A 24,733-nucleotide genomic window follows, 5' to 3' on the forward strand; every position below is an offset into this window, starting at 1 on the left:
GTAATTAAATTTTACTCTTTGTGAGCTTCTATTAAATGAATTTCGTCTTCATCATCGTCTTCATCATAACCATCTTTCGCCGGACCACTTATTCTTTCTTGTAAAGTCTGGAAAATGATAAACAATACCGGAATTACGAAAACCCCTAAAATTGTACCGATTAACATACCTCCTACGGCTCCAGTACCAATCGATCTGTTACCAACCGCACCCGCTCCTGTAGCAAACATCAGCGGAACTAATCCTAAAATAAAGGCAAACGAAGTCATCAAAATAGGTCGTAAACGTGCTACAGCTCCATCAATTGCTGATTGCAAAATTGGAAGTCCTTTTCTTCTTCTGTCTAAGGCAAATTCGACAATCAAAATACCGTTCTTCGCAAGAAGTCCGATCAACATGATTAAGGAAATCTGCAAGTAAATATTACTGTTCAATTTGAAAATAATCGAGAACAAATACGCTCCCGCCAATCCAAACGGAATTGAGAATAATACTGCAAATGGTAAAATATAACTTTCATATTGCGCACTTAACAAGAAATAAACGAATACTAAACACAAGATGAAAATGAAAATCGTCTCACTTCCTGATGCTAATTCCTCACGCGTTAAACCTGAGAATTCGTAACCGTAACCTGCAGGAAGATTTTCTGCAGCTACTTCTTGAATTGCTTTAATTGCGTCTCCAGAACTAAAGCCTGGTTTTGGCGCTCCTGTAATCGAAATCGAAGTAAACAAGTTAAATCTTGAAATAGATTCTGGACCAAAAACTCTCGTCATTTTTACAAACTCTGTAATTGGCGCCATGTTTCCAGCACTGTTACGAACAAAGATTTTATTTAATCCTTGTGTGTTCGTTCTAAACTCTGGAGAAGCCTGAATCATTACACGATATTGTTTACCGAATTTATTGAAGTTCGAAGCATATAATCCACCATAATATCCTTGCATTGTCGATAAAATCGTGTTTACCGAAACTCCTGCATCTTTCGCTTTCGCTAAATTGATATCCATCATATATTGAGGGAAACCAGGGTTAAATGGCGTTGTAGCGTATTGAATTTCTGGACGCTCTGATAATTTGGCTAAGAATTCATTATTTACTTTATAAAATTCAGCGGTTGTATGACCTCCTTTATCTTGCAATTGGAATTCGAATCCACCACTTTGCCCAAAACCTTGAATCGTTGGTGGCGAAATAAAGAAAATACTCGCTTCACGAATTCCGCTTGTTTTAGCGAAAAGCTGTCCGATTACATCATCAACGCTTAAATCACGTTCATCCCAAGGTTTCAATTTCACAATAACCATACTGTAAGCACTACCCGCACCCGCTGTAAAGTTTTGTCCAACAATACGCAGCGTATTTTTAACTCCAGGAATTGTCTTTGCAATACTATCTACTCTTTTGGCAATAACATCAGAACGTTCCATAGAAGCTGATGGTGGCAAACTAATATTAGCGAAAACGGTTCCTTGATCTTCAGAAGGTACGAAAGCTGAAGGCGTAGTTTTCATCATATAAACTAATGCGATACCAGCAATTACAATTGAAGCTACTGCAATCCATTTTTTTGCAGAAAGGAAACTTACAGAACGTTTGTATCTTGCTGTAACATTATCGAATGCTACGTTAAATGAAGTGTAAAAACGTTGTAAATAGCTTTTATGTTTATGATCGTCTGCGTGCGGTTTCAATAAAAGAGCACATAATGCTGGACTCAAAGTCAAGGCGTTTACTGCCGAAAGAATAATCGCAACCGCAAGCGTAATACCAAACTGCTTGTAGAAAACCCCTGTAGATCCTCCAATAAAAGTTACTGGAATAAATACCGCAGCCATTACTAATGTAATCGAAATAATCGCTCCCGAAATTTCATCCATCGCATGAATTGTCGCTTTTTTAGCCGATTTATAGCCATGATCGAGTTTGGCGTGAACCGCCTCCACAACCACAATCGCATCATCGACCACAATACCAATCGCCAGAACCATCGCGAAAAGCGTCAATAAGTTAATCGTAAAACCGAATAAATTCAGGAAGAAGAATGTACCCACAATTGCAACCGGAACCGCAATTGCTGGAATTAAAGTCGATCTAAAATCTTGAAGGAAAATAAATACTACGATGAAAACCAGAATAAAGGCTTCTATCAAAGTATGAATTACCTTTTCAATCGAAGCATCCAAGTTGTCGTTAACGTCAACCATTGTGGTATATTTAACTCCTTTTGGGAAATTCTTCGCCGCTTCTTCAATCAATTTTTTAGAATTGTTGATTACGTCACGCGCATTAGATCCCGGAGTCTGGCTAATTGCCATCGCTGCAGATTCTACACCGTTTGTTTTAATTGTAGAAGCATAACTTAAAGATCCTAATTCAACTTTAGCAACATCTTTAAGTCGAAGCATTTGTCCATTTCCAACAGACTTAATTACAATTTCCTCAAATTCTTGAGCGCTTGTTAAACGTCCTTTGTATTTAATTACATATTGAAAAGCTTGATCTCCATTTTCACCAAATTTACCTGGCGCAGCTTCGATATTCTGTTCTGCTAAAGCAGCCGAAATATCACTCGGAATCAATTTGTATTGTTGCATAACGTCTGGTTTCAGCCAGATTCTCATAGAGTAATCTTTTGCACCAAAAACGGTTACATCTCCCACCCCAACTACACGCTGAATTTGCGGTACAAGGTTGATCTTCGCATAATTCTGAAGAAACGTCTGATCGTAAGCTTTATCATCACTATATAAAGAGAAAATCAACAAGTTACTACTCTGACTTTTCGTAACGGTAACCCCAGCCTGAGTAACCTCTACAGGCAATAAACTTGTTGCTCTAGAAACTCTGTTCTGAACGTTTACCGCTGCTAAGTCTGGGTTTGTTCCTACTTTAAAGAAAATTTTGATAGACGCATTTCCGTCATTTGTTGCTGTAGAAGTCATGTAAGTCATGTTTTCTACACCATTAATTTGTTCTTCCAACGGAATTACGATACTTTTCAGTACCACGTCGGCATTGGCACCTGTATAACTTGCCGCGACGTTTACTGTTGGAGGCGCAATATCTGGATACTGCGATATCGGTAACTCAATTAGGCCTAAAACACCTAAAATAACGATAATAACAGATATTACCGTTGAGAGTACGGGTCTTTGTATAAATTTTTTAAACATTTTTTTTATTTTAAATCGGCGTAAACTGTTTCTGGGCTTTGATTTTGGGCTTTTATTTCAGTTCCTTCTTTTAAAGAGGCTACTCCTTCTAATACAATTTGATCTCCAGCATTTAAACCGCTTGTAACTACATAATAATTACCTGCAGAATTGTCTAGAACTGTGATATTTGCATTTTTAGTTTTTCCGTCTTTACCAACAACTACTGCGAAAATTTTATCTTGAAGTTCGAATGTTGCGCTTTGAGGAACTATAATTGAATTTTTAACTTCGTTCGGAATTCTAACTGTAGTGCTGCTTCCGCTTCTGATAATTCCTTTTGAGTTAGGGAAACGTGCTCTCACATTTACAGTACCTGTTTCTGTATTGATTAATCCGTTTACAGTCTCAATATTTCCTTTTTGATCGTAAGTCGACCCATCAGAAAGCAATAACGAAACTGCTGGCATGCTTTTGATTTTCTGGGCTAAAGAAGCTCCTGTAGTATTGCTTTGCGTAAAGTTCAATAGCATTTTTTCGTTCATTGCAAAATAAGCATAAACGTTTCCAATGCTAGAAACTGTTGTTAACGGATCAGCATTATTTGAGCTTACCAAACTTCCTAAACGAAACGGAATTGAACCAACAACTCCATTTACAGGACTTGTAACTGTAGTATATCCTAAATTAGTTTTAGCATTTACTAAAGCTGCGTTTGCTTGCGCTAAAGAAGCCATTGCTGACTCATAAGTAAATTGTGCTGATTCTAAATCGTATTTACTGATAATTCCTTTTTCAACTAAAGGTTTTACTTTATTTACAGCCAATTTTGCAGAACTTACTTCAGCTTGAGCGCTTTTGATGCTTGCTGTTGCAGTACGAACTTGCTGCTCATATTCTGGAGCACTAATCTTAAATAATGGCTGACCAGCTTTTACAACTGCTCCCTCATCAACAAAAATCTTGTCAATGTAACCTTCAACTCTTGGACGAATTTCTATATTTTGCTGTCCTTGAATACTAGCCGGAAAATCGCTGTTTAACGTAGCTGATTCTGGCTGTAAGGTAACAGTCTTATATTCTTTAATCTGCGGAGCTCCTCCGGCCTGTGCCGATTTATCATTTTTACCGCAAGAAGCGATAATAAGTGATGCTGCAAGAATGCTTAAAAATGATTGCTTATTCATCTTGAAAAATGTGTGATTATCTATTATATGACAACAAAAGAACTAAAATATAACACACAAAAATTTTCAAATAGACGAAGAGCGAAACAGAATCGATAAAGGCAAGATGAGAACCGACGGATTTTTTTTAAATATTAAACAAGTGTTTAATTTTTGTCCCGTCGGTTCTAAAATGCTTTTTAGAGACTCTAAAACGGGGTTTAGCGATTGCCTAATTTTTATATTCAAATAAACTGTAATATTGCCTTATAAATCATAAATTATAATGTCACCAAACTTTTTTAGACCTTACTTATTCACCGGATTACACATTCTTGGCTGGTCTTTATTAGGGTATCTTATGCTGTTTTATATTCCGCTGACTTGGAATGTTGTGCTTCCGCAGGCATTCTGGCTTTGGCAGAGCATTATATTGTTTCAATTAATCATTCTGTTTTATTATACAGCAAAAATTATAGTTCCAAAAACGATCATTAAAGACAATACTTCCGCTTTTTTGGTTTGGGCATTTGCTGCAATTATAACCCTTCAGTTAATTGCCTATTTTTATACTTCACAAACCGATCTTCATAATCAGATTAGTAAAGCTATTGGCTTTAAAAAATATAAAAATCCGTATTTCGATAATTACGTTTTTACTCTGACATTATTGGTTTTAGGAATCAGTACCAGTTGGGCGATGTTAACGCATTGGCAAAAAGCGGCACAGCACAAATTAAAACTGGAACAAGACAAAACAATGGCAGAATTAGCCATGCTGAAAGCGCAAATTAATCCGCATTTTTTCTTTAATTCATTGAATAGCATTTATTCTTTGACTTATACTGATATTGAAGATTCTAGAAATGCGTTGCATACTTTAAGCCGAATGATGCGCTACTTGCTTTACAGTACCGAAGAAAAAACAACGTTGTTGAAAGAAGCCGAATTTATGCGAGATTTTATTGCTTTAATGAAACTTCGTGCCAACAGCAAACTGACCATTACAACAGATATTCCTGAAAAAATACACGATTACCCTATTGTTCCGATGTTATTGCTACCTTTAGTAGAAAATGCTTTTAAACATGGCGTACATGCCACTGATAAAAGCGAAATTTACATTAAGCTTACGCAAAATGGAAGCAATCTGGAATTTGAAGTAGAAAACACTTTTTTCGAAAAAACATCAACTTCAGATGAAGGCGGAATTGGTTTAACCAACACCAAAAGAAGGCTGCAATTGATTTATCCGAATCAGCATTTCATTTCTTTTGGCGTTACCGATCACGGAACATATAAAATTAAATTGAAAATAAATCTTGAGCAATGACGGTATTAAAATGTATAGCAGTAGATGATGAACCATTGGCTTTAAAACTAGTAGAAACGTTTATACACCAAACTCCTTTTTTAGAGCTAATTACAACTTGCGATAATGCTGTAGACGCAATGGGCATCATTCGAGAAACAAAACCAGATTTGGTTTTCTTAGACATCAATATGCCTAATTTAAGCGGAATGGAATTGGCAAGACTTCTTCAAGATCAAGCTGGACCGTTGCCAAAAATCGTTTTTACAACCGCTTACAATCATTATGCAATTGAAGGTTATCGCGTAAACGCTGTCGATTATCTTTTAAAACCTTTCAGCTACGAAGAATTTCTACGCGCTTCAAGCAAAGTTTTACAATTAACTGAAGAAGCCAACAATACCTTTACTACGATCGCCGCAGATGACGAATTTATCTTTTTAAAAGTCGAATATCAATGGGTTAGAATTTCCCTGAAAGACATCACTTATATCGAAAGTTTAAAAGATTATGTAAAAGTACATCTCGAAGATTCTCAAAAAGCTTTAATGTCTCTCATTTCGCTTAAAGCGTTAGAAGAAAAACTGCCTTCATCAAAATTTATGCGCGTTCATCGTTCGTTTATCGTTTCGCTTGACAAAATAAGTGCCATCAGCAAAAACTCGATTTTTATCGACAAAATAGAAATCACAGTCGGCGAACAATACAAAGAAGCTTTTAAAACATTGGTCGATAAGTGGCTGAAATAAAATTAGAATTACAAAAATCATGGAAAAAAGATCAAACAAATATTACCTTACTTTAAGCCTTAAGGAATATGCAAACGGTGAAACTGCCCCTGCAAAAGAACTGGGAATCGAATTTGACAATCACGACGAAATCTTCGGAATCATTGAAAGAATAAAATCTAAGAACATTTTTGCCAACGAGTCTGAAGCTACTCAATTTGCTTTAGGATTAAAATTATTTAGCGAAATCAAACTAAAAAACCGAAAAAATCCTCTCTTTGAAGAATTAAATGAAGTTTTTCCTGTCTTCATGAAAAAATTAAAAAGTCTTTAAAATTCTCTTTAAAAATAAGACCTCAGCTCTATTTTTATTGATTTTTTGAATGTTAAATTTCTGCTAAGAAAAAAATAATACAATTCTTACTGGCAATATTTTGTAGCAATTTTCCGTTCCAATTAGGCATGTCCCACTAAATGCTTTTCCAAAAGAAGTTTAATTTCTGTTAATGAAATTCATATGCTTTCTTTAAAATATTACAAGCATTTAGGCATTCTTAATTGAAAATAAAACCGAGAATTTCGTTAGAAACTGACCATTTCAAATTAACGAATCTCAATCAACAATCTTCTTTTTCGAAATGTTCGATAATGCAAAAATTATTTTTTAACCATTAAAATGAAGCATTATGATAATTCAAAAAAGTATTTTTCTTCTTGCCGGAATTCTTGTTTTAGGCAGCTGTTCAAGTAACGACAACACTGAAGGAAACGTAGATCCAGGGCCAACGGGTCCGCCTGTAGAAACTGGCACAGCCAATACCACTTATCAGCCAGCATTTGCTGGACAAACGCGAGCAGGAAGCATTCAAACCACCACAGAATATGAAGCTAAAATTATCACCAACGGCTTAAGCGCTCCTTGGGGAGTTGCCTATCTTCCTGACGGACGTCTATTAGTAACTGAAAAAGGAGGTAACATTAAAATCGTTACCCAAGCAGGAGTTGTTGGAAATGCCTTAACAGGTGTTCCTGCTGTTAATCCCGCAAGTCAAGGTGGTTTACTAGGAATTTGTCTAGATCCTGCATACGCTACAAACAGAATGATTTATTGGGTATTTTCTGAAATCGTTGCTGGCGGAAATATTACCGCTGTAGCGAAAGGAAGAATCTCTGATAACGAAACTGCTATTGAAAATCCAACTGTTATTTACCGTTCAAACACGCCAAATGCAAGTACGCTTCATTATGGAGGTCGAGTTTTGTTTGACAAAACCGGAAACTTATTTGTGAGCATTGGCGAAAGATCTGTTTTAGAAACACGTCCATTGGCGCAATCAGTTACAAGCAGTTTGGGTAAAATTGTGCACATTACCACAAGTGGACAAGCAGCACCAGGAAATCCAACTTTTTCACAAACAGGCGCTTTACCTGAACTTTACACTATCGGACATAGAAATCCGCAAGGATTGGCGATGCATCCAACAACTGGTGAATTATGGCAAAGCGAACACGGCCCAAGAGGTGGTGACGAAATTAATAGAATTAAAGCTGGAGCAAATTATGGGTGGCCTACAATTACTTACGGAATCGAATATAGTGGTACGAAAATTGGAGAAGGTATTACACAGCAAACTGGAATGGAGCAACCTGTCTATTATTGGGATCCTGTAGTGTCGCCAAGTGGTATGACATTTTACGCAGGAAATCGTATTCCAGAATGGCAAAATAATCTTTTTATTGGTTCGCTTAGCGGCATGCACATTATCCGTTTAGCTTTTAAAGACAATAAAGTGGCTGGTGAAGAAAGATTATTAGCCGGAGAAGGACAAAGATTTAGAGATATTACTCAAGGAAAAGATGAAGCATTATACGCCGTTACCGATCAAGGAAGACTTTATCGAATAGATAAAAAATAAAAACAACTTGTTCACTATACATGCCAAAAACGCCCCAATTATGGGGCGTTTCGTGTTTTTGTATTTTTTTGTTTCAAGTTTCAGGTTTCAAGTTTTTACACTATGCGTCAAGTTAGAGCTTTAAACTTTAAACATGAAACAAAAAAGTTAAGCTTTAGCTTTTCTTTTTACAGTACAGCCAATTTCTTTAGTTTGTGTAATTGCTGGTTTTTGACCACTTTTTAATGACGCAATTACATCTTCTGCATATTTTATTTTTTGAGGATTGTTTCCTTCTGGATCATTATCGATTGCTCCAACATATTCTACAACATTTCCTTTTGCCGTTTTAGAAACGATAAAGATGTGAGGCGTACGTTTTGCACCATATTCATCTGTAATTTTTTGTCCTGGATCAAATAAATATGGGAAAGAATATTTTTTATCTTTTGCTAAATCCTGCATTTTTGCAAATGTATCTGCTGTAGAAGCTTCTGGATCGTTCGGATTAATTGCAATTACTGGATATCCTTGTGATTTGAATTTTTTATCTAAATCGATAATTCTCTGTTCATATCCAATTGCGTACGGACAAGTGTTACATGTAAAAACAACGATATATCCTTTTGCATCTTTAAAAGTTCCGAAAGAAACTTCTTTGTTATCAATATTTTTCAGCTTGAAATCTGGAGCTGCGTCGCCCGCTTTAAGCGTTACTGCATTTTGTGCATGAGATAGAAAAGCAGAAAATGCTAATGCTAGTAATAAGATTATTTTCTTCATAATGGTTTACAGTTTTTTATATTCAGTTAATAATTGTTCGTAGGTAAATTCGCTTTCCACAAATTTTCTTTTGTCATTTTTAATGAAAAGCGTTGCCGGAATACTTCCTGACCAACTTGGATCAATTCGATCAATAAACTCTTGCGGACTGCTTTCGTTTAAAAGAAAAACTTCATTCTTTAAATTCTTCCTTTTTACAAACGGAACTACATTGGAAGCCAGTTTCGATTTAAAATCCAAACTCACCAATAAAACAGCCAATTTCTCTGATTTGTGCTCTGCTCCCAGTTTCTCAAAATGCGGTAATTCTTTTATGCATGGCGCGCACCAAGTCGCCCAAAAGTTAACCACATAAGTGCTGTCTTTTCCGTTTTTAATTCTTTCATTCAACTGATTTATAGTTAAAAGCTTTACATTCTGATTGTATCCTTTTACCGAAAAAAGCAAAAATAGAAGAAAGGAAATTTTTAAAAGTTTATTTTTCATAGACCTTTTTGATCTTAAAATTAATTTGTTTCCTACAAATATAAACTAATGTCAAATTAGTTTTTGTTAATGAAAATTTAATCTAAAACAATTGCAACTAAATTAACCTACGATAAAGCTCTTTGGATATCCTTGCATTTTTTCAACTTCAAAATATTCATCGAAATCTTCAATTTTATTATTTTCGAAATAAAAATTTAATTGAGAAAGAAAGGCTTTGAGGTTTGGAGCTATAACAACCCTATCATTATCTGCGTGCCAAAATTCAATAATTTGCCCCGAATTTCCAGTGAAAGTTCCTTCGCAATCATAACAAATGTAATCTCCTCCTCCATTATGGAATAAAGGAATCCATTTTGCATTCCACCAATTTTCAATTTCAAAATCAAAACCAATCATTGATGTATTTTCAGAAGCAATGTCAAGAGATTCTTCTAAAGCGATAAACGTGGAATTATTTACAAACGATTCAAAACTACTGTTTTCTTGTCCGTTTTTCCATTTATAAAGCGCTTTTATATCTTCTGGTAAAACAATATTATATCTGTTTTCAAGAGATTCGATTTCTGTATCTTTTAATGGCTCTTTCAAGCTTTCATAAAATTCTGGCCTTAACGAAGATAAATTTTGATCTAATTTTTGAAGTGTACTTTCCATATTTTCTATTAACTAGTTTCTAATCCGCAATACACATTTGAAAAATCTTTTTTGGCAAGATCGCTTTTGTGAATGACAAAATAAATTTCGCCTGCATCCCAAAAACTAAAACCTGGATTATTATCACTGCTTACACGCAAAAGCATCATCCATTCTTCTGGCTTTCCTTTGAGTATATTTACTGCTTCTATTTCAGGTGAATCATGCTGTTTGAAAACATAACTATTAATTCCGTGAGAAGATTTTTCATTAAAAGGCAAAAGTGCTTCATTCAGAGCCTCAGTTTCATCGTATTTCTCTTCTAATTCCTTTAATTCTGGCGCTATTTTTTCATAATAATGTTCATCATTATAAAACGATGGAAGACTTACACATTTCGCCGAATTAGCCTTAAATGGATGAAAAATACCAGCTTCATCATAAATAAACTCTTCCTCAATATTCAATTCTTTTGCTGATTTTAGATGATCTGTTTCTCCTTCATAATAAATAACTTTCGGAGTAAAATCTTCTTGGTCATTAATAAAGAAATAAAGCATTCCGATTCGAGGCAAATAATCCTGTAAACTGGCTATAGATGCGCAATTAATCTGAGCAATAAACTGATATCCTTTTTTTTCTTCATCGATTGTCAACGTCGGATAATCTACATTTACAGGCAAATCAGGAAGTCCACCAAATCGGTTATTCCCTACTTCATCATAAGAATCTGGAATTGTAGTAACAACATTTACTGCATGACGCGCTATTTTAGAAAGTCCATTTTCATATTCCTGAAAATCTGTTTCTTTAATAGCTTTTTGAAGCTTTGAATTTAAATCTGAATCATTTCGTGCATAAAATAATTCGTCGTTATAAGGTATTACTCCACTATTATTTGCGCCTTTATAAGTGTAATCTAGGAAAATCATTTTCTTTTCCAGTTCTAAATCAAGTCCTGGAATATTTTCAAGTCCAGCAGGAAGCGATTTAAGAGGATTATTTTGAATATGCAGTTTTCTGAGATTCTTTAATTGGGTATACGAACTTGGAATATCTGTCAGTTGATTTCCCTCTAAATGCAAGACCTCTAAATTATCTGGTATTGACTTAGGAGCAGATTCTAATTTATTACCTTCAAGATAACAATATTTAAGTTTTGAAAGATACTGCAATGTATACGGATGAATTCCTTCGGCTTTACTTCCTACTAACAATAGAAATTCCAATTCGCGAAGATCTCCTAACCATTCTGGAAACTTGGTAACTTCTGAAATTCCCCAAAGATGCAAACTTTTTAAATTTTTAAGATACTTAATTGGCGTAGGGATTTCGACAAAAGCTTCTGCTTCTTTACTATCATTTGAAAACTGAATGGAAAGGGTTTCCAAATGAATTAATGAATGAAGTTCTTCTCTTAATTCAATTGGATCTGGATCTTTTAATTTTAATTGACGTACAATTTTAGGAGATGCTTTTTCCAATTCTTTAAGCAACGTAAAATCATACTTTTCCCATTCTAATTCTCCTACATTTATTTTCTTTGCCAGACTTATTTTATATCTTTTAGGATCCCATTTGTCTTCCAGATAACCCGTTAATCCTACCCATCCATCTTTTAAAGTAACATTACCCGTAAAAGCAATCGAATAATGAAAACCTCGATCCCATAAATAATGATTATGACTTTCATCTCTGCCTTTTTCAAACGGAATTACGCCAGTCGGAATTCCTTGGTTATAGATCTGAGCAAGAGAAAAATTTAATCCTACAGCTCCATTATAAGAATCTACTATGTAACCGTGTTTCTCTTTGTCAAATTCAGGAATAATTCCTTCCAGATTAACGCTCAAAGTTCCATTTACAGAAGCACTGCATTCTGGTAAAAACTGCAATTCAATATCATCTATTTTCCAATATTCTTTGCCGTCTTCCGGAATATAAAATTCTTCTATAATTGGAGGAATATCGTTTTCTTCTTCATCATCAAATTCTAAATTTTTATCTGATTCTGTATGATAATAAAGATCAAGTAAAAACTGAGGAAGTTTATTTATTGCTTCTTTAGGATTTCCAAAATATTCAAGACTTTTCCATATTTCTTCAAAAAGAGGTTCATAAAAACTTCTATTTTTTATTTTGCAATCGCCTTTAAAAATATAACAAAATTCATCGCTTATTTGGACAATAGCGTAATAATAGAAAAGACCATCGTTTGATTTCAACATCTGAATATTTGATGTATGACCTGCTACTTGAATTTCCTTTTCCTCTAACAGCTTCGTTTCTTGGTCTTCGTGTTTACAAGATTCCCAGTAGCGTAAAACAAGAGTCTCTCCAGTAAATTCATTAAAAAATGCTACAGGAATAAGTGTTGTAGTTGCATACGACAAATAATCATTATCGGGCAGTTCGTGAGCCGCTCGAATGCTTTCCCAAACCACCTGCATATCGGTATAAACAGAAGGAATTAAGAGAGAAAATGTTTCGGTTTCAAATTTTTGATTTTCCATAAAAGTCAATTTTGGCTTATATTAATATTTTTTTGAAATCAGTTATTTCAGCGTAATCAGAATTTTATTTAGAGCTAGTACCTCTTCTTTATAGCGAGGATAATCTGTTATATTTCTCACGCTATGATTTTCATTATTGGTTAAACCAATTCCTTCTATTTCTTGAAATGGAGATTGCATAATTAATCCGTTTAGGAGGCAATCTGCAATATAATCGGAACGTTCTTCAAATTTTGGAATTGCATTTAAATGCTTTATAATAACGGGTTTTAAAATAGCTTTTTGATCTTCAGAAATTCCAGTCATTGGAAGAAAAAGAAGGAAGAGATTTGGATATTTTTCGAAAGACAATAATTCTTCTAAAGTAAAAAACCAAGCTTCAAAATGTCCGCCTAGATTTCCGAAATAAATATCATTCAGAAAAAAATTGATTTCATATTCGGCAAACTCAACTACGACATTTAAATCATCATTTACTTTATTCGAAATATATCTTGGATTTTCTTCTATATCTTCATAATTAAAAAATACTCTTTCCCATTCGTAAGCTTCAGTTTCGTTAATTTCTACAACTTCAATAGCTTCATCAATATTTATTTCTTCTTTTTCATCGTAACCGCGCGACCAGCAGAAATAATATTTCCAAAAGAAAGTGTTGTTGCTGAGTTCTTCTATTTGTATTGCTGGATTCATAATTACAAATTATCTTGAGGTGTCCACATTCTAAAAAATTTAAACATTTTAGAGTATTCATCCCGTGGTACAAATGCCATACAAACTTCTCGGTTATCTAATGCTGACTCAGTTAAAATAATATGGTCAGGTTCTTTTCCTGCATTTATAAATTCTCTTTCAGAAACCACGCAGACCACTTTTTTAAATATTCCGTTTATCCATTTCTGCATATTTTCGTTTTGCTCAAATTTTCTAAAACAGGCCAAAGATGCGTGGGCAGTTATTACCGGAACCAATTTGTCGGGAACGTCCTGTTTTACTAAAATGTACATTTTCATATTAATCTTATTTCTTTTTTGTAAAATCTTTCAAATACGGAATCGTATATAAATAAATCCTGCCGTTTACAACCGTGAGACAATAACCATCGCGTTTGTGCAGAAGTTCGTTTTCTATTGCCATTTGCTTCTTTATAATTTATTTCGTTTGCCCATATAATAACTGTATTCTTTGTCAAAGGCATAACCTCTTTCGTCGATTACTTTAAAATGGAAATCGTTCAGACTTTTCGTTTTGATTATTTTTACCTCATTGCTTATCGTTCTCACAAAATAAGCTTGTTTATCATCTTTCGCGTAAAAGGCATTATCGCATTCTAGATAATACGTTCCATCCAAACAGGTTTCTAGAATTTTAAACGTTTTTGGATTGGCATCTTGAATTATTTTTCCTTTAAAAAATACATGATTTTTATCCATTCCAAGATTTCCAATTAGTTCTGAATGCGGAATTGTGAAAGATGCTATATCCACATTTTCTCCCAAAACCGTGTCTCCAAAATACAGTTTATCATCTGCAACAGCATAATAATCATTGAGATATTTTGCTTTACTATAATCAAATGGCATTTTATCGCTATGACGATAATAATTTCCGTTTGAAAAAGCATATCCTTTTTGAACGTCAATTACTTTAAAATCTTGCGTAATGGCATCTTCTAAAATACAAAAACTGCAGAATGCGCTTTGTAGATAAACATGATTTTTGTCTGCAAAATAGATTGTTGAAGCATAATCATCTTCTGTTTCTGCATTTACCGCTATAATTTGAAAAGTTTCAAAATCTATTGTTTTATAAAATTTCTTAAAGACTTCACTTTCATAAAAAAGAATAAATTCGTTGTCAATGATTTTGTAACCGTAACCTAAATCTTTTATCATGTTAAATGGATTTTTGTTTCTATTTCATTATTTGTATGATTCTATGTTTAAATCTTACTTAAGTTCATAAACAAAGGGCGGATATCCAACTTCTAAATGTTTTAATTGTGTAGGCGTTCTAAATCTCATACTTATTTTTAATTCAAAAGATATAGTTTCATCAGTGCTTTCACTTAAAATAATTTTTACCCATAACGGATATTTGTAATTAGGCAATGACAAAAGATCTACAACCTCATCCAAAGTAAATTGCTTATTTAGATTTTTCTCCGTTAGAATCCATAATCGAGCTAAATCATCTGTTGAATTATACTTAACATTTTCTTCTTTAATTGGAGTTATCGAAAACCGAAGTGTTTTATTTTCCAGTTCATTTACAGCTTCTTGTATCGTCTGCAACAAATTACTTTTAAACTGCTCCCTATCCATCGCTTCTTGTTACAAAAGTTTTTCAAAAATTTCTCTTTCTACATCTGTAAGCTGTTTGCTAATTTTAGCGAAACCTTTACTTTGTCCAAAAATGGTATACATAACACTTTCCCAACAATAATCTGCCATTTCCTGTGGACTATCTCCACTATTTGAATAGTCCTTTAAATCTTCTTCTGTGAAATAATACGAAACGAAATTCTCTTTGCTATCCAACAGTAATTTCAAACTTTTTTCATTTGTAAAATAAGAAACGAAAGCTTTATTGTGCGGATGTTCCTGCATGGATAAAACCGCATTGATAAAGACTTTTATCGATTTTTCAGTTATGCCGAATTTCTCTAAAAACACAGGTGTGAACTTCTCTTGAAGAGACTGATGTTCTTCGTCAACAGTTTTGTAATAATCAATCAAAGTATCGAAGTACTTTTCGTCTTGTAATCCCAAAGAAAAAACGGCAAAAGTCGAAGGCATGGCACAATTCTCGTCTTCAAGATTAGTGTACCATTCGTATTCTTTTTTCGCCAAATTGATATATTCTAAAATGTCTTTATGAAGATTTTTATACTTCGAAGCTCCAGCAAAAAGATAATTCTGTCCACATTTTGGAAGTCCTTTTATTGGAAGCAATTCTTTGTTTTTTGAAGAAAATGCTATTTCAAAACTTTTAGGAAAATCAGCTTTCAAAAGATTGTTTACGAAGCTTAAAGCCTTTCTAAAACTTTCTTCTGTTTCTGTATTCAGTTTTATATTTATTGTTGCAAAAACATCATTCGCTTTAGCGGTTAAATCACTGTCTTTGTATGCAATTAATTCTTTTGGAAGTTTTCCTGTTCCATTTTTCTTTAATTCTGATACTTCATTAGAACCTAATTCGGTCACCATGTCAAAATATCGGTTTGCGGTAACAGATTCGTAACTTGCTCCGTATTTTATATGACAAACTGCTACATAACAAACAAACGATAAAATCTCTTTTTCTTCTTCAGATATCGAGATTTCTGAGTTTGTTTTTTTGGTCATAATTTCTTCCCAATATTCTTTTTTCACATCAAAAAACTTATTCGTGACATGCTCCTTGATCCATTCTCCAATGGTATAACTGATTTCTTTAAAACTGTTCAGCTTTCTTAATTTTTCAAAAAAATCAACATAAAGTTCTTTTGAAAATGGTCTTGTTTGAAAAAAGTATTTAATTACAGCACTATTCAAGAATTTTTCACCTGAATCTAACAAATACGGATTTGGATAATCTTTATCCAATTTCACAGTTCCGTTATCTATTGCTTCAATAAATCTTTCTAAAAGCGCTTCGTTTCCTTCTATTTTTACTAAATAATTTAATTCTCTCATTTTTTATTTAACTGTATTCATTAATCAAGTTCATCTTCAATATTAGTGGTATTGTTTAATACATTTTCCATTGTATTTCCTAAGAATGCCCAGCAATCCACTTCGTAACCGATATTTCCCGAGGAAACAACAATTACAGGAAATTTACCTTCTTCTCTTAAATCGTAAGCATAAAACTTTCCTCCGCCATTAAAAGCTACAGGAAGAAATGCCGGCGCCCAAAACGGAAAACCATATGCAATGTACATTTCTCTAATGCTGTCAAGCGAAAAATAACCAAACTCTCGCTCGCCGTTCAAAATGCCGCCTCCGTTAGAATGTTTCAAAAGTTCGACATAATCTTCTGGAAGTCTAAGCTGTTTTGGAATAGAAACAATATTCGGAGCAAGACCTTCGGGATATAATTTTCTGATATCGTTTAATATCACTAATTCGCTTTCTGAATACGATTTTGTAAAGAAATCTTTTGAAATTGGTTCTGTTAAGCCAGAAAGTTTGTCGAAAAAATTAAACTTATTAAACCACATAATTATCTGTTTCTAATTCGTTAATCTTCATCATCCTCGTCATATTCTTCATCATCATAAGAAAGATAAGACCAATCGATATCTATTCCGTCCAAAATATTATCAAAACGTTCTTGATCGCTTGAACCAATAAACGCTGCCAGACATTTGTTATTTTGATCGAAAGAAAGACTTATTACATCATAAAAGTCATCGGTGTAAACTTTCTGATTTTCTCTGCTTATTTCTGGAACTAATTTCCAATTGTCTTCAACAAATTTTACGATTTCGGGTTCAATTTCTCCCATGTAATTTCCGTTATACTGCAGTCCGCCCAAAGTGCCGCTAAAAACCGCCATAAACAGGAAGAAGTTCTCTGTGGTTTGGGTTTCGATTTCCCAATCCGATTTTTCTATTGTATCGTAATTGCCGTAAACTGGCGGATTGTCTTCTTTTAAATCCTCTTTTTTGATTCCCCAAAAAGCAACATTCTGATTTTCTTCATAAAAAACCAAATAATCATCATCTGAAAATCCGATTTCACCATCAGGCTGCAAAAGTCTATTAAAGCTATAATTTAGGTTTTCTTCTTTTCCTAATTCCAGATAATATTCTTTAAATTTTGAAGGAAGTTTAGTTTCTAGTGTTTTCTCAAGTTCGAGCATTTCACTTTCTGAAAATCCATAGTTTTCATTTTCAGACAGATTGTAAAGGCGTTTAATTTTTTGAATGTAATTCATCGGCAGTAGATTTAATCAATCGTGAAAATACACAAAAACTATGTAAGATTGCAACTACTTAATACTAGAAGTATATTATTTCTTATAAAAAATGACAATTTCTTAAAATTGAAATTTATTTTCTAGTCATATTTTTTTGACTAATTGACTGGCAATGATATTCGTCTGAACTTTGCAACAAATTCAAAAACTCGAGAGTACATTTAAAAAATTATGAAAATACTGTCGCTACTATTAATCTTGATTTGCAGTACGAGCTGCCAATCACAAACGAATTCAAAAATGAGTGAAGACAAAACAAATCCGCTATTATGCGATCCTGTTAGTGGAATGTGCGAAATGCCTGTTGGTGAAAAATCGAATGAAAAAACCGCGATTCCAACAGAAAACAAACCTGTAAAAATTATTTATTATACTGATCCTATTTGTTCTTCTTGTTGGGGAATTGAGCCTCAGCTTAGAAAATTAAAACTGGAATACGGCGATTATTTTGAAATTGATTACCGAATGGGCGGTTTATTGCCCGATTGGAATTACAACAGCGGCGGAATAAGCAAACCTTCTGACGTAGCGCATCATTGGGATGAAGCGAGTTTGCATTACGAAATGCCAATTGACGGAAATGTTTGGATTGAAGATCCGTTAGATTCTTCTTATCCTTCTTGCATTGCCATGAAAGCGGCTCAAATGCAGAGTAAATCAAAAGCCGTTTCTTTTATGCGTATTCTTCGCGAAAAGCTTTATTTAGATAAAAAGAATATCGCAAAATGGGAAAACTTAGCAGAAGCTGCTAAAATCGCTGGTTTGGATGTTCAGAAGTTAAAAGCAGATTATGATGGCGATGCCAAAAAACTTTTCCAAGAAGATTTAAATTTAGGAAGAACACTTGGCGTGCGAGGCTTTCCTACTTTGTTTTTGGCTGATGCCGATAATAACCAACTGACTGTTTACGGTTCTAAACCTTATGCTTCTTATGAAAATTCTTTGTTAGCGTTATTTCCTGAAGCAAAGAAAAAGAACATTAAAAACGAAAATCCGATGGATTTGTTTGAAGTTTTCCCAACATTAGTTCCAAAAGAATATGCTGTGATTTTAGACAAATCGACTTCTGAAGCTACTTCTATTTTAGAAAAATTACATAAGCAAGGTTTATTGGATAAAAAGACCATCAGAAATGGTTCGCTTTACATCAAAAAATAATCTATTACTTGAGAATATTAAATCGTTCTCTGTATTTCGCAAGAGCAATTTTATCAATTGGCAAAACAAACGGATTTTCATTAACATCAATCCATTCCATTCTTTCAATATCTGGAGTACTGATTTTTATCTCTTCAAGATTAGTGATTTTTACAATGTAATAAACCAAGAGAATCTGTCTTCCGTCGTCGATAATAGATTCTACAAAATGTTCTTGCGTGTATAAATGATCTACGATTTCGATTTTAGCATTAAGTTCTTCTAAAAACTCCCTGTGTAAACAATCTAAAACGCCTTCGCCAAATTCTACGCCTCCACCAGGGAGTTTACAGAATATTTTGCCTTTGTGGTATTCGTAAAGTGCTAAAATTTTATTATCGTTTTCGCAGATCGCGTATGCTCTTACGTTAAAACTTGAGAGAGGTTTCATAATGAGGAAATCAAAATTCTTTAGATGCAAATTTAAAAATTAAAAAGCCGTAAAGTCTAATCTTTACGGCTTTTGTTTATTTGATCATTTATAAAATCCAATATTTTATCAGCTTCTTCTTTAAACTGCTTTTGATATTTTATTCGAATGGCGCTTTTTCCAATACTATCAAAATAAACCCATCCTCCTATTTTTTGAATAATATATTTTGGCTGTGATTCTGCATTATATAATTTATCAAACGGAATTTGATTTAAAAACATCTGATAAACATGTTCAAACGACTTTTTATCCAGCTGACCATCTTTTACGAAACTTATATATTCATTTCCAAAATCGTAAATGGGATCAAAATATAAATCATTATTTAAGCCATAAGTATCCTTATAATATTCAATTACTTTTTCAAAATTTGTAAAACGAATAGGTTCTTCTGAATGACGAGGCAGGATCAAAATTGGGGTTTCTTTATTGTCAATCACTAAAACAATATCTCCGTCAATAGTTGTAGCAATAGTTAAAGAATTTAATGCAGAAGTTATTTCATCATCTTTGAGCTCCCAAAAATCCATATAATCTTCAAAATTTGACTTTACATATTCAGGATCGGGATTTTGAATCATCAACAATTCATTTATATTACCAAAACCGTATTTCGTTAAAAAAGATATGTAATCTTTTAGCAATAATACTGGCGATAATTTCTCAACACTTTCAATATCTTCGCTTTTTATTGGGTTTAGACTTCCAATAGTATAAATTATTGTGTTCATTTTATATGATTAAAAATCAATTCAAATTTAACGATATGAATAAAAAGTTTACTAATATTAAAACCCTAATTTTTAATCTACAATTCTTTCAAAATTAAATCGGCTACAACATCTATCGCCTGATTGATAATACTTTCTGGCGTTCCTTTAAACTCGTAACGTTTGGCAATTTGTTTTTCTCCTAAAATAATGTGTAAAAAAATAGTTCCAACTGGTTTTGAATCGCTTTCGCTTCCGCCCGGCGTTGTCAATCCTGTTAATCCAACGCAAATATCAGAACTAATGTAACGGTAAAAATTCTGCGCCATTAACTTGGTAACTTCAGCAGATTCGGCACTATATTCCTCAATTGTTCCCCACGGAATCTGCAATAAATCTTCTTTCATAGAAGAATGATAACACACTATTCCTCCTATGAGAATTCTTCCAGAATTAAAAACTGTCGAAAATTCATAACACATTTTTCCTGCAGAAGCGCTTTCTGCAAATGCTATTGTCAGGTTCTTTTCTATTAAAGCCTGACAGCACGACGTTACCTTTTCTGATGCCATATTGATTTAAATATAATTGCACATAATTTAATATCAAATGTAGATTGTTCCGTTATAGTACACTTACATAATTTCTTACAATATTTACATTATAAGTAACTGTTAATTATACAACTATAATGCTTTTTCTTATAAGGCTTCTGATTTATTTATAAGGTAAATTTGTAAATACAGCTTTTCTTCTGTGACCTCTTAATTACAAGCCTTTAAAAAAGTAAAAACCTAAAAAAATGTCACTATAAAGAAAAGTTTTATTAGCAATTATTAGACAATAACAAATCAAAAAAACACTATTATGGAAAAGCAACATAACCATGATTACGGTCAATTTGATCCTGATTATATCGAACAAAACACACTTGTTGATGGAACTTATTCGAATGAAGATGAGTTTAAACAAGTTTTGAAAAAGCATGATAACCGAGAATTTGGCGAAAGCGATCCAGATTATTACGAACAAAATACTCCTGTTGATAATGACAATTATGCACGAGATGAAGATCCGTATCAATATCAGGAAGAGTTTATCGAAGATCCTTCTCATCCACAAGGAGATTCTGAAATGAATATTAAAGCAGAAAATATTCCGAATCAGGAAAGAATCATCAACGAAGATGATGCCATTACTAATGATGATACCGAAGATGATTTAAACGATGAATATGATCCTGATTTCGAATATGAAAATGATCGCGAAAGAGATGAAGATCATGACAAAGACGAAGAATTGGATGATTTTGACGCAGAACATTATCCAGAAAATCATCCTAGAGAATAACGAAAATTATTGTAAATTGTAATGCATTAATCAATATGACTTTAGTTACTCAAATTGTCTGGTTATTTGTTCTCGCTATTCCAATTGCTTGTATCAGCTGGACTGTAACTCACGAAGAGATTTTTAGAGAGCCTCATGAATGGTGTGTCAGACATTCCAAAAATGACAGATATATTTTATCTAGAAAGTTCTTTTACCTTCTTACATGCGAGTATTGTTTTAGTCATTATGTTACAATTGCCTTTTTGATCATTTGCGATTATAAACTTTTGTTAAATGATTGGAGAGGATATATTTTGGCAGGGTTTTCTCTAGTTTTTATGGCAAACGTTTATATGAGTCTTTTTGCCTTATTACGCCAAGCGATTAAGAAAGAAAAAGTCGAAATTGAAAAAATTGAAAGCGAAACTGACAGCGACGACAGTAAAAATTAAAATAACAATTAAAAAGTAAGTATAATTAAAATAAATTGACATCATGGAGAATTTAAATTTTATAGACCCATTATTACACGGAATTAAACCTGAAAGCAAACCGTTAAATCTGTCAGTAAAACAAATGGTGTGCGCTGGAGTTGGTGCTCTTTTGGCATCAGCAGTTTTGAAGAAAACGGGACATCCAAAAGCAAGTGCTGTTGTAGGAAGTCTTGCATTGCCAATTTTAGCATCGGCTTGCTATAAAAAATACAGTCAAGTTAGTAAAGATAAAATTGATGCAAAATCAAGCAGCGGTATCGAATACAACCACTAATTCGTTTATAAACTAACATAAAAAAGAGCGCTTATTCAAAATAAGCGCTCTTTTTTTATTTTTTTCTGCATTAATTTATGTTCCCTTCGACCCAATTTAATGCTTTATTAAAATCTATTTTTTTATAACCACGAAACTCGCCTGGAACAATATAACTGAATCCGTTTGTGAAAGAAATAATTTCGTCTGTATCGGTAACAATTGCAGCTCTATTCCATTTCCCCAAATGTTTAAGCCCTAAAAGTCCGTCTTCTAGCCACGCTCCTGCTGTAAAATTTTTAATATCCGTATCTAGAACCAATAAAAAATTAATTTCATTGATCTGTTTTACCAAATGCTCAACCGCTGGAGTTACTGTGGTCAAAAAATCTTCTTTTGTTACTTCTGCCAATGCTCTAAAGGCAACAATATTATCTGTAGTATCAATTTGATGTATCATGATTTTTATACTTTTTTGAGTTAATTTATGAGGTTTTATTTAGAACATTTTTAGAATGCTCAATACTATCTCAAATATACTCATTATCAATCAGATAACACTTACATTTAACTATTCGTTTATTATATTTTTTTAAGGTTCAAAGGCTCAGAGTTACAAAGGGACAAAGTTTTTTTTGATTGTGGAATTCTTTGCGTTAGATGCACTGCAGTGCATCTCTACATTACTACATAGAATACCAAGTTCCTAAAAGAAACCTTTATCCCTTTGTAACTCTGCGCCTTTGAACCTTAAATAATGCATCTAACGCAAAGAATTTCCACAATCAGAGAAACCTTTGTCCCTTTGTAACTCTGAACCTTTGTCCCTCCCCAAAAAAAAGCCCATTTCTACTCGAAACAGGCTTTTTGAAAAAAAATAAAAAATAAACACACAAACTTAATTGTAACCTTGATTTTGTTCAAATTCTTTAGTCACGTCGATTGTTGACTGCGGAATTGGGAATACTCTTCTGTATGGTTCTGAAGCTGGTTTTGCTGTTCCTGGAAGATCAAATTTTCCGAAACGGATCATTTGTGGTCTTCTGTACAATTCCCAGTATAATTCGAAACCAATTTCATTATATAAAATAGTTTGATCGATTGAAGTCAAAGCTATACCTGCTACGCCTCCGTATAAAGATTCTCTTTTTCTGCTTGTACGCAATTTGTTCAAATCTTCCATTGCTAGACCTGTATTTCCTTTTCTGAAATAAGCCTCGGCTCTCATCGTGTACATTCCTCCTAAACGGAATAATGGAATATCAACATTACTGTTACCGTTTCCTCCTTCCGGATCAAATTCATATTTAAAAATACGCGCTCCTTGATTGATTTCGTTTTGAGCAAAAACGGCCTGAGCTGGATTTTTAAATGTTAAAGAAGGCGTGAAATCCATTCTTGTTGTCGTGCTTTTTTCCATTACTAATGGCGAAACTTTAATACGTCCGTTTACAATTTCTAAAGAACCAGAAGACAATAAAATTGGTCCGTATTGTGGTCCGTACTGAATTCCTCTGTTAAAGTGGAACCAAGGTAAATTTGCACTTTTTGGTACGATGTCTGTTGCTGGAACGCTAACATCTGTTCCGTCATTCATAAACCATGTTCCATCTGCATATTGGTATTTTTGTTGGAACCTTGGATCATCGTGGTTTCCATCCCATGTTGCAAAAAACTCAGGAGTTGTACACGCTGCGTTTGTTCCTCTATTTGCCGCAGAAGTTCTTTGGTTACGCTCCATACACACATAAGCGAAACTGTTTGAACCATTTCTGATGTAATCGATCTTTTGAGAAATCGCAAAAATCAATTCTTTTCCTTTCTCATTGTCTCTTGCGAAGTTTTTGAAATAATCACTTTCTAAAGAATATTTTCCAGAATTAATCAATAATGAAGTATAATAAATTACACGATCCATGTCTGTTCCCGTTCCAGTTGCTGCAGCCTCATTAAAATTGAAGGTTGAAGCTGTATTGAAACGATCTTTAAAAACAGCACGATTCAAGTACATTGTTGCTAAGAATCCGTAAGCAGCTTCTTTTGTAAATCTTCCGTGGTGCGTTTGCTGTGTTCCCATTTCTGCTAAATCTGGAATTAAAGCTTCAACATCAGCAATTAATTTATCGATTTGCGTATCAGCTTTTAAAATCTGCAAAGGCGCATTCGGGTTCATCGGATCTCTGTATGGCGCTTGTCCGTACAAATCTAAAGTTGTGTATAAATAATACGCCAAAAGTCCTTTCGCTTCCGCTAAAAATAATTTCTTCTCCGGAATTGAACTTTCTTCAACTGATTGAATTGCTGTTAACGAACGCGTAATTCCGTTTGTCAATTTATTCCAGTTGTCTACCACAATTGCGTTATCCGATTTCCATGTAAACTCGTGCATGTCTCTCCATTTTCCACCGTCTCCCCAGTCACTTCCGCGAGTTGGCAAGATTGCTTCATCTGTGGTATATTCTTGTAAAGAGAAAACACCTCCGTGATCTACAAAAGTTCCGTCTCCCAAACGGTCATAAGCTGCTGCAAGAGCTCCAGCTGGATTTGAAGCATCTTCTCCTAAAACCTCATCCAAAACAACTTCGTCAAGATTTGTACAGCTTGCAAAAAGCCATATAAAAGAAAATATCGCTAATGTTTTTATATTAAAAATTGTATTTGTCTTCATAATA

Annotated in this window: 26 protein-coding genes; 8 read left to right on the forward strand and 18 right to left on the reverse strand. The window is 33.6% G+C overall.

All coding sequences use genetic code 11. From position 1 onward, the window contains the following. Window positions 1-11 precede the first annotated feature (11 nt). On the reverse strand, window positions 12-3,179 hold the full coding sequence (locus ACE01P_RS18930; RefSeq protein ID WP_379700582.1) for an efflux RND transporter permease subunit: 3,168 nt from the start codon (window positions 3,177-3,179) through the stop codon (window positions 12-14). A 5-nt stretch (window positions 3,180-3,184) separates the two neighbouring features. Continuing rightward, complete coding sequence (locus ACE01P_RS18935) at window positions 3,185-4,345, reverse strand: efflux RND transporter periplasmic adaptor subunit (protein ID WP_379700583.1); 1,161 nt, start codon at window positions 4,343-4,345, stop codon at window positions 3,185-3,187. Window positions 4,346-4,610: 265 nt separating this feature from the next. Here ACE01P_RS18935 and ACE01P_RS18940 point away from each other — a divergent pair, with 265 nt between their 5' ends. From ACE01P_RS18940 to ACE01P_RS18955, 4 genes are all read left to right on the forward strand, one after another. After that, complete coding sequence (locus ACE01P_RS18940) at window positions 4,611-5,657, forward strand: sensor histidine kinase (RefSeq protein ID WP_379700585.1); 1,047 nt, start codon at window positions 4,611-4,613, stop codon at window positions 5,655-5,657. Next, complete coding sequence (locus ACE01P_RS18945) at window positions 5,654-6,385, forward strand: LytR/AlgR family response regulator transcription factor (protein ID WP_379700587.1); 732 nt, start codon at window positions 5,654-5,656, stop codon at window positions 6,383-6,385. The genes ACE01P_RS18940 and ACE01P_RS18945 overlap by 4 nt, the downstream gene beginning before the upstream one ends. Before the next feature lie 19 nt (window positions 6,386-6,404). Then, entirely contained in the window at window positions 6,405-6,698 is a 294-nt protein-coding gene (locus tag ACE01P_RS18950; protein WP_379700588.1) for a DUF3861 domain-containing protein, read from the forward strand. 352 nt (window positions 6,699-7,050) lie between these two features. After that, complete coding sequence (locus tag ACE01P_RS18955) at window positions 7,051-8,280, forward strand: PQQ-dependent sugar dehydrogenase (RefSeq protein WP_379700590.1); 1,230 nt, start codon at window positions 7,051-7,053, stop codon at window positions 8,278-8,280. A 147-nt stretch (window positions 8,281-8,427) separates the two neighbouring features. Here the strand turns inward: ACE01P_RS18955 and ACE01P_RS18960 are convergent, their stop codons facing one another. The 11 genes from ACE01P_RS18960 to ACE01P_RS19010 all read right to left on the reverse strand — a co-directional run bounded on the left by ACE01P_RS18960 (window position 8,428) and on the right by ACE01P_RS19010 (window position 17,600). Further along, a complete protein-coding gene (locus ACE01P_RS18960) occupies window positions 8,428-9,042 on the reverse strand; it encodes a thioredoxin family protein (protein WP_379700591.1) in 615 nt (204 codons plus the stop codon). Window positions 9,043-9,048: 6 nt separating this feature from the next. Next, window positions 9,049-9,528: a redoxin domain-containing protein gene (locus ACE01P_RS18965; protein ID WP_379700593.1), complete on the reverse strand. Its 480-nt coding sequence runs from the start codon at window positions 9,526-9,528 to the stop codon at window positions 9,049-9,051. Window positions 9,529-9,630: 102 nt separating this feature from the next. Next, window positions 9,631-10,185 (reverse strand): SMI1/KNR4 family protein, encoded by a 555-nt coding sequence (locus tag ACE01P_RS18970; protein ID WP_379700594.1) that lies wholly within the window; start codon window positions 10,183-10,185, stop codon window positions 9,631-9,633. 8 nt (window positions 10,186-10,193) lie between these two features. Next, entirely contained in the window at window positions 10,194-12,677 is a 2,484-nt protein-coding gene (locus tag ACE01P_RS18975) for a DUF1963 domain-containing protein (protein WP_379700596.1), read from the reverse strand. 42 nt (window positions 12,678-12,719) lie between these two features. Further along, window positions 12,720-13,370, reverse strand: a complete 651-nt coding sequence (locus tag ACE01P_RS18980) for an Imm19 family immunity protein (protein WP_379700597.1) — start codon at window positions 13,368-13,370, stop codon at window positions 12,720-12,722. A gap of 2 nt (window positions 13,371-13,372) precedes the next feature. After that, window positions 13,373-13,690 carry a hypothetical protein gene (locus ACE01P_RS18985; RefSeq protein ID WP_379700598.1) on the reverse strand — a complete coding sequence of 106 codons (318 nt, stop codon included), beginning with the start codon at window positions 13,688-13,690 and terminating at the stop codon, window positions 13,373-13,375. Between the two features lie 132 nt (window positions 13,691-13,822). Further along, the gene (locus tag ACE01P_RS18990; protein WP_379700600.1) at window positions 13,823-14,572 is read right to left on the reverse strand and encodes a DKNYY domain-containing protein; all 750 of its coding nucleotides are present in this window, start codon (window positions 14,570-14,572) and stop codon (window positions 13,823-13,825) included. 54 nt (window positions 14,573-14,626) lie between these two features. After that, complete coding sequence (locus tag ACE01P_RS18995; RefSeq protein WP_379700602.1) at window positions 14,627-15,001, reverse strand: hypothetical protein; 375 nt, start codon at window positions 14,999-15,001, stop codon at window positions 14,627-14,629. A 9-nt stretch (window positions 15,002-15,010) separates the two neighbouring features. Beyond that, window positions 15,011-16,354: a DUF6138 family protein gene (locus tag ACE01P_RS19000; protein WP_379700603.1), complete on the reverse strand. Its 1,344-nt coding sequence runs from the start codon at window positions 16,352-16,354 to the stop codon at window positions 15,011-15,013. Between the two features lie 20 nt (window positions 16,355-16,374). Continuing rightward, the gene (locus ACE01P_RS19005) at window positions 16,375-16,881 is read right to left on the reverse strand and encodes an SMI1/KNR4 family protein (protein WP_379700604.1); all 507 of its coding nucleotides are present in this window, start codon (window positions 16,879-16,881) and stop codon (window positions 16,375-16,377) included. A gap of 20 nt (window positions 16,882-16,901) precedes the next feature. Continuing rightward, on the reverse strand, window positions 16,902-17,600 hold the full coding sequence (locus ACE01P_RS19010) for an SMI1/KNR4 family protein (protein WP_379700606.1): 699 nt from the start codon (window positions 17,598-17,600) through the stop codon (window positions 16,902-16,904). Window positions 17,601-17,882: 282 nt separating this feature from the next. Here ACE01P_RS19010 and ACE01P_RS19015 point away from each other — a divergent pair, with 282 nt between their 5' ends. Further along, entirely contained in the window at window positions 17,883-18,800 is a 918-nt protein-coding gene (locus tag ACE01P_RS19015; RefSeq protein WP_379700608.1) for a DsbA family protein, read from the forward strand. Window positions 18,801-18,804: 4 nt separating this feature from the next. Here ACE01P_RS19015 and ACE01P_RS19020 read toward each other — a convergent pair whose 3' ends face one another. The 3 genes from ACE01P_RS19020 to ACE01P_RS19030 form a co-directional block, all read right to left on the reverse strand. Next, window positions 18,805-19,230: an NUDIX domain-containing protein gene (locus tag ACE01P_RS19020; RefSeq protein WP_379700610.1), complete on the reverse strand. Its 426-nt coding sequence runs from the start codon at window positions 19,228-19,230 to the stop codon at window positions 18,805-18,807. 56 nt (window positions 19,231-19,286) lie between these two features. Beyond that, window positions 19,287-20,003, reverse strand: a complete 717-nt coding sequence (locus ACE01P_RS19025) for a hypothetical protein (protein ID WP_379700611.1) — start codon at window positions 20,001-20,003, stop codon at window positions 19,287-19,289. Window positions 20,004-20,080: 77 nt separating this feature from the next. Continuing rightward, window positions 20,081-20,554, reverse strand: coding sequence for a CinA family protein (locus ACE01P_RS19030; protein ID WP_379700613.1), 474 nt, complete (start codon window positions 20,552-20,554; stop codon window positions 20,081-20,083). A gap of 295 nt (window positions 20,555-20,849) precedes the next feature. Between ACE01P_RS19030 and ACE01P_RS19035 the strand changes: the two genes are divergently transcribed. The 3 genes from ACE01P_RS19035 to ACE01P_RS19045 are packed head-to-tail and all read left to right on the forward strand — an operon-like array spanning window position 20,850 to window position 22,082. Continuing rightward, window positions 20,850-21,332: a hypothetical protein gene (locus ACE01P_RS19035; RefSeq protein WP_379700615.1), complete on the forward strand. Its 483-nt coding sequence runs from the start codon at window positions 20,850-20,852 to the stop codon at window positions 21,330-21,332. A gap of 35 nt (window positions 21,333-21,367) precedes the next feature. Beyond that, window positions 21,368-21,766 carry a hypothetical protein gene (locus tag ACE01P_RS19040; protein ID WP_379700617.1) on the forward strand — a complete coding sequence of 133 codons (399 nt, stop codon included), beginning with the start codon at window positions 21,368-21,370 and terminating at the stop codon, window positions 21,764-21,766. Window positions 21,767-21,809: 43 nt separating this feature from the next. Beyond that, window positions 21,810-22,082, forward strand: a complete 273-nt coding sequence (locus ACE01P_RS19045) for a PrgI family protein (RefSeq protein ID WP_008467559.1) — start codon at window positions 21,810-21,812, stop codon at window positions 22,080-22,082. 70 nt (window positions 22,083-22,152) lie between these two features. Here the strand turns inward: ACE01P_RS19045 and ACE01P_RS19050 are convergent, their stop codons facing one another. Together ACE01P_RS19050 and ACE01P_RS19055 are read right to left on the reverse strand one after the other, a co-directional pair. Next, the gene (locus ACE01P_RS19050; protein ID WP_306160753.1) at window positions 22,153-22,521 is read right to left on the reverse strand and encodes an STAS/SEC14 domain-containing protein; all 369 of its coding nucleotides are present in this window, start codon (window positions 22,519-22,521) and stop codon (window positions 22,153-22,155) included. Between the two features lie 438 nt (window positions 22,522-22,959). Continuing rightward, window positions 22,960-24,729 (reverse strand): RagB/SusD family nutrient uptake outer membrane protein, encoded by a 1,770-nt coding sequence (locus ACE01P_RS19055; RefSeq protein ID WP_379700620.1) that lies wholly within the window; start codon window positions 24,727-24,729, stop codon window positions 22,960-22,962. Between the last annotated feature and the right edge of the window lie 4 nt (window positions 24,730-24,733).

It is taken from the genome of Flavobacterium sp. HJSW_4 (genome assembly GCF_042436695.1).
Classification (GTDB): domain Bacteria; phylum Bacteroidota; class Bacteroidia; order Flavobacteriales; family Flavobacteriaceae; genus Flavobacterium.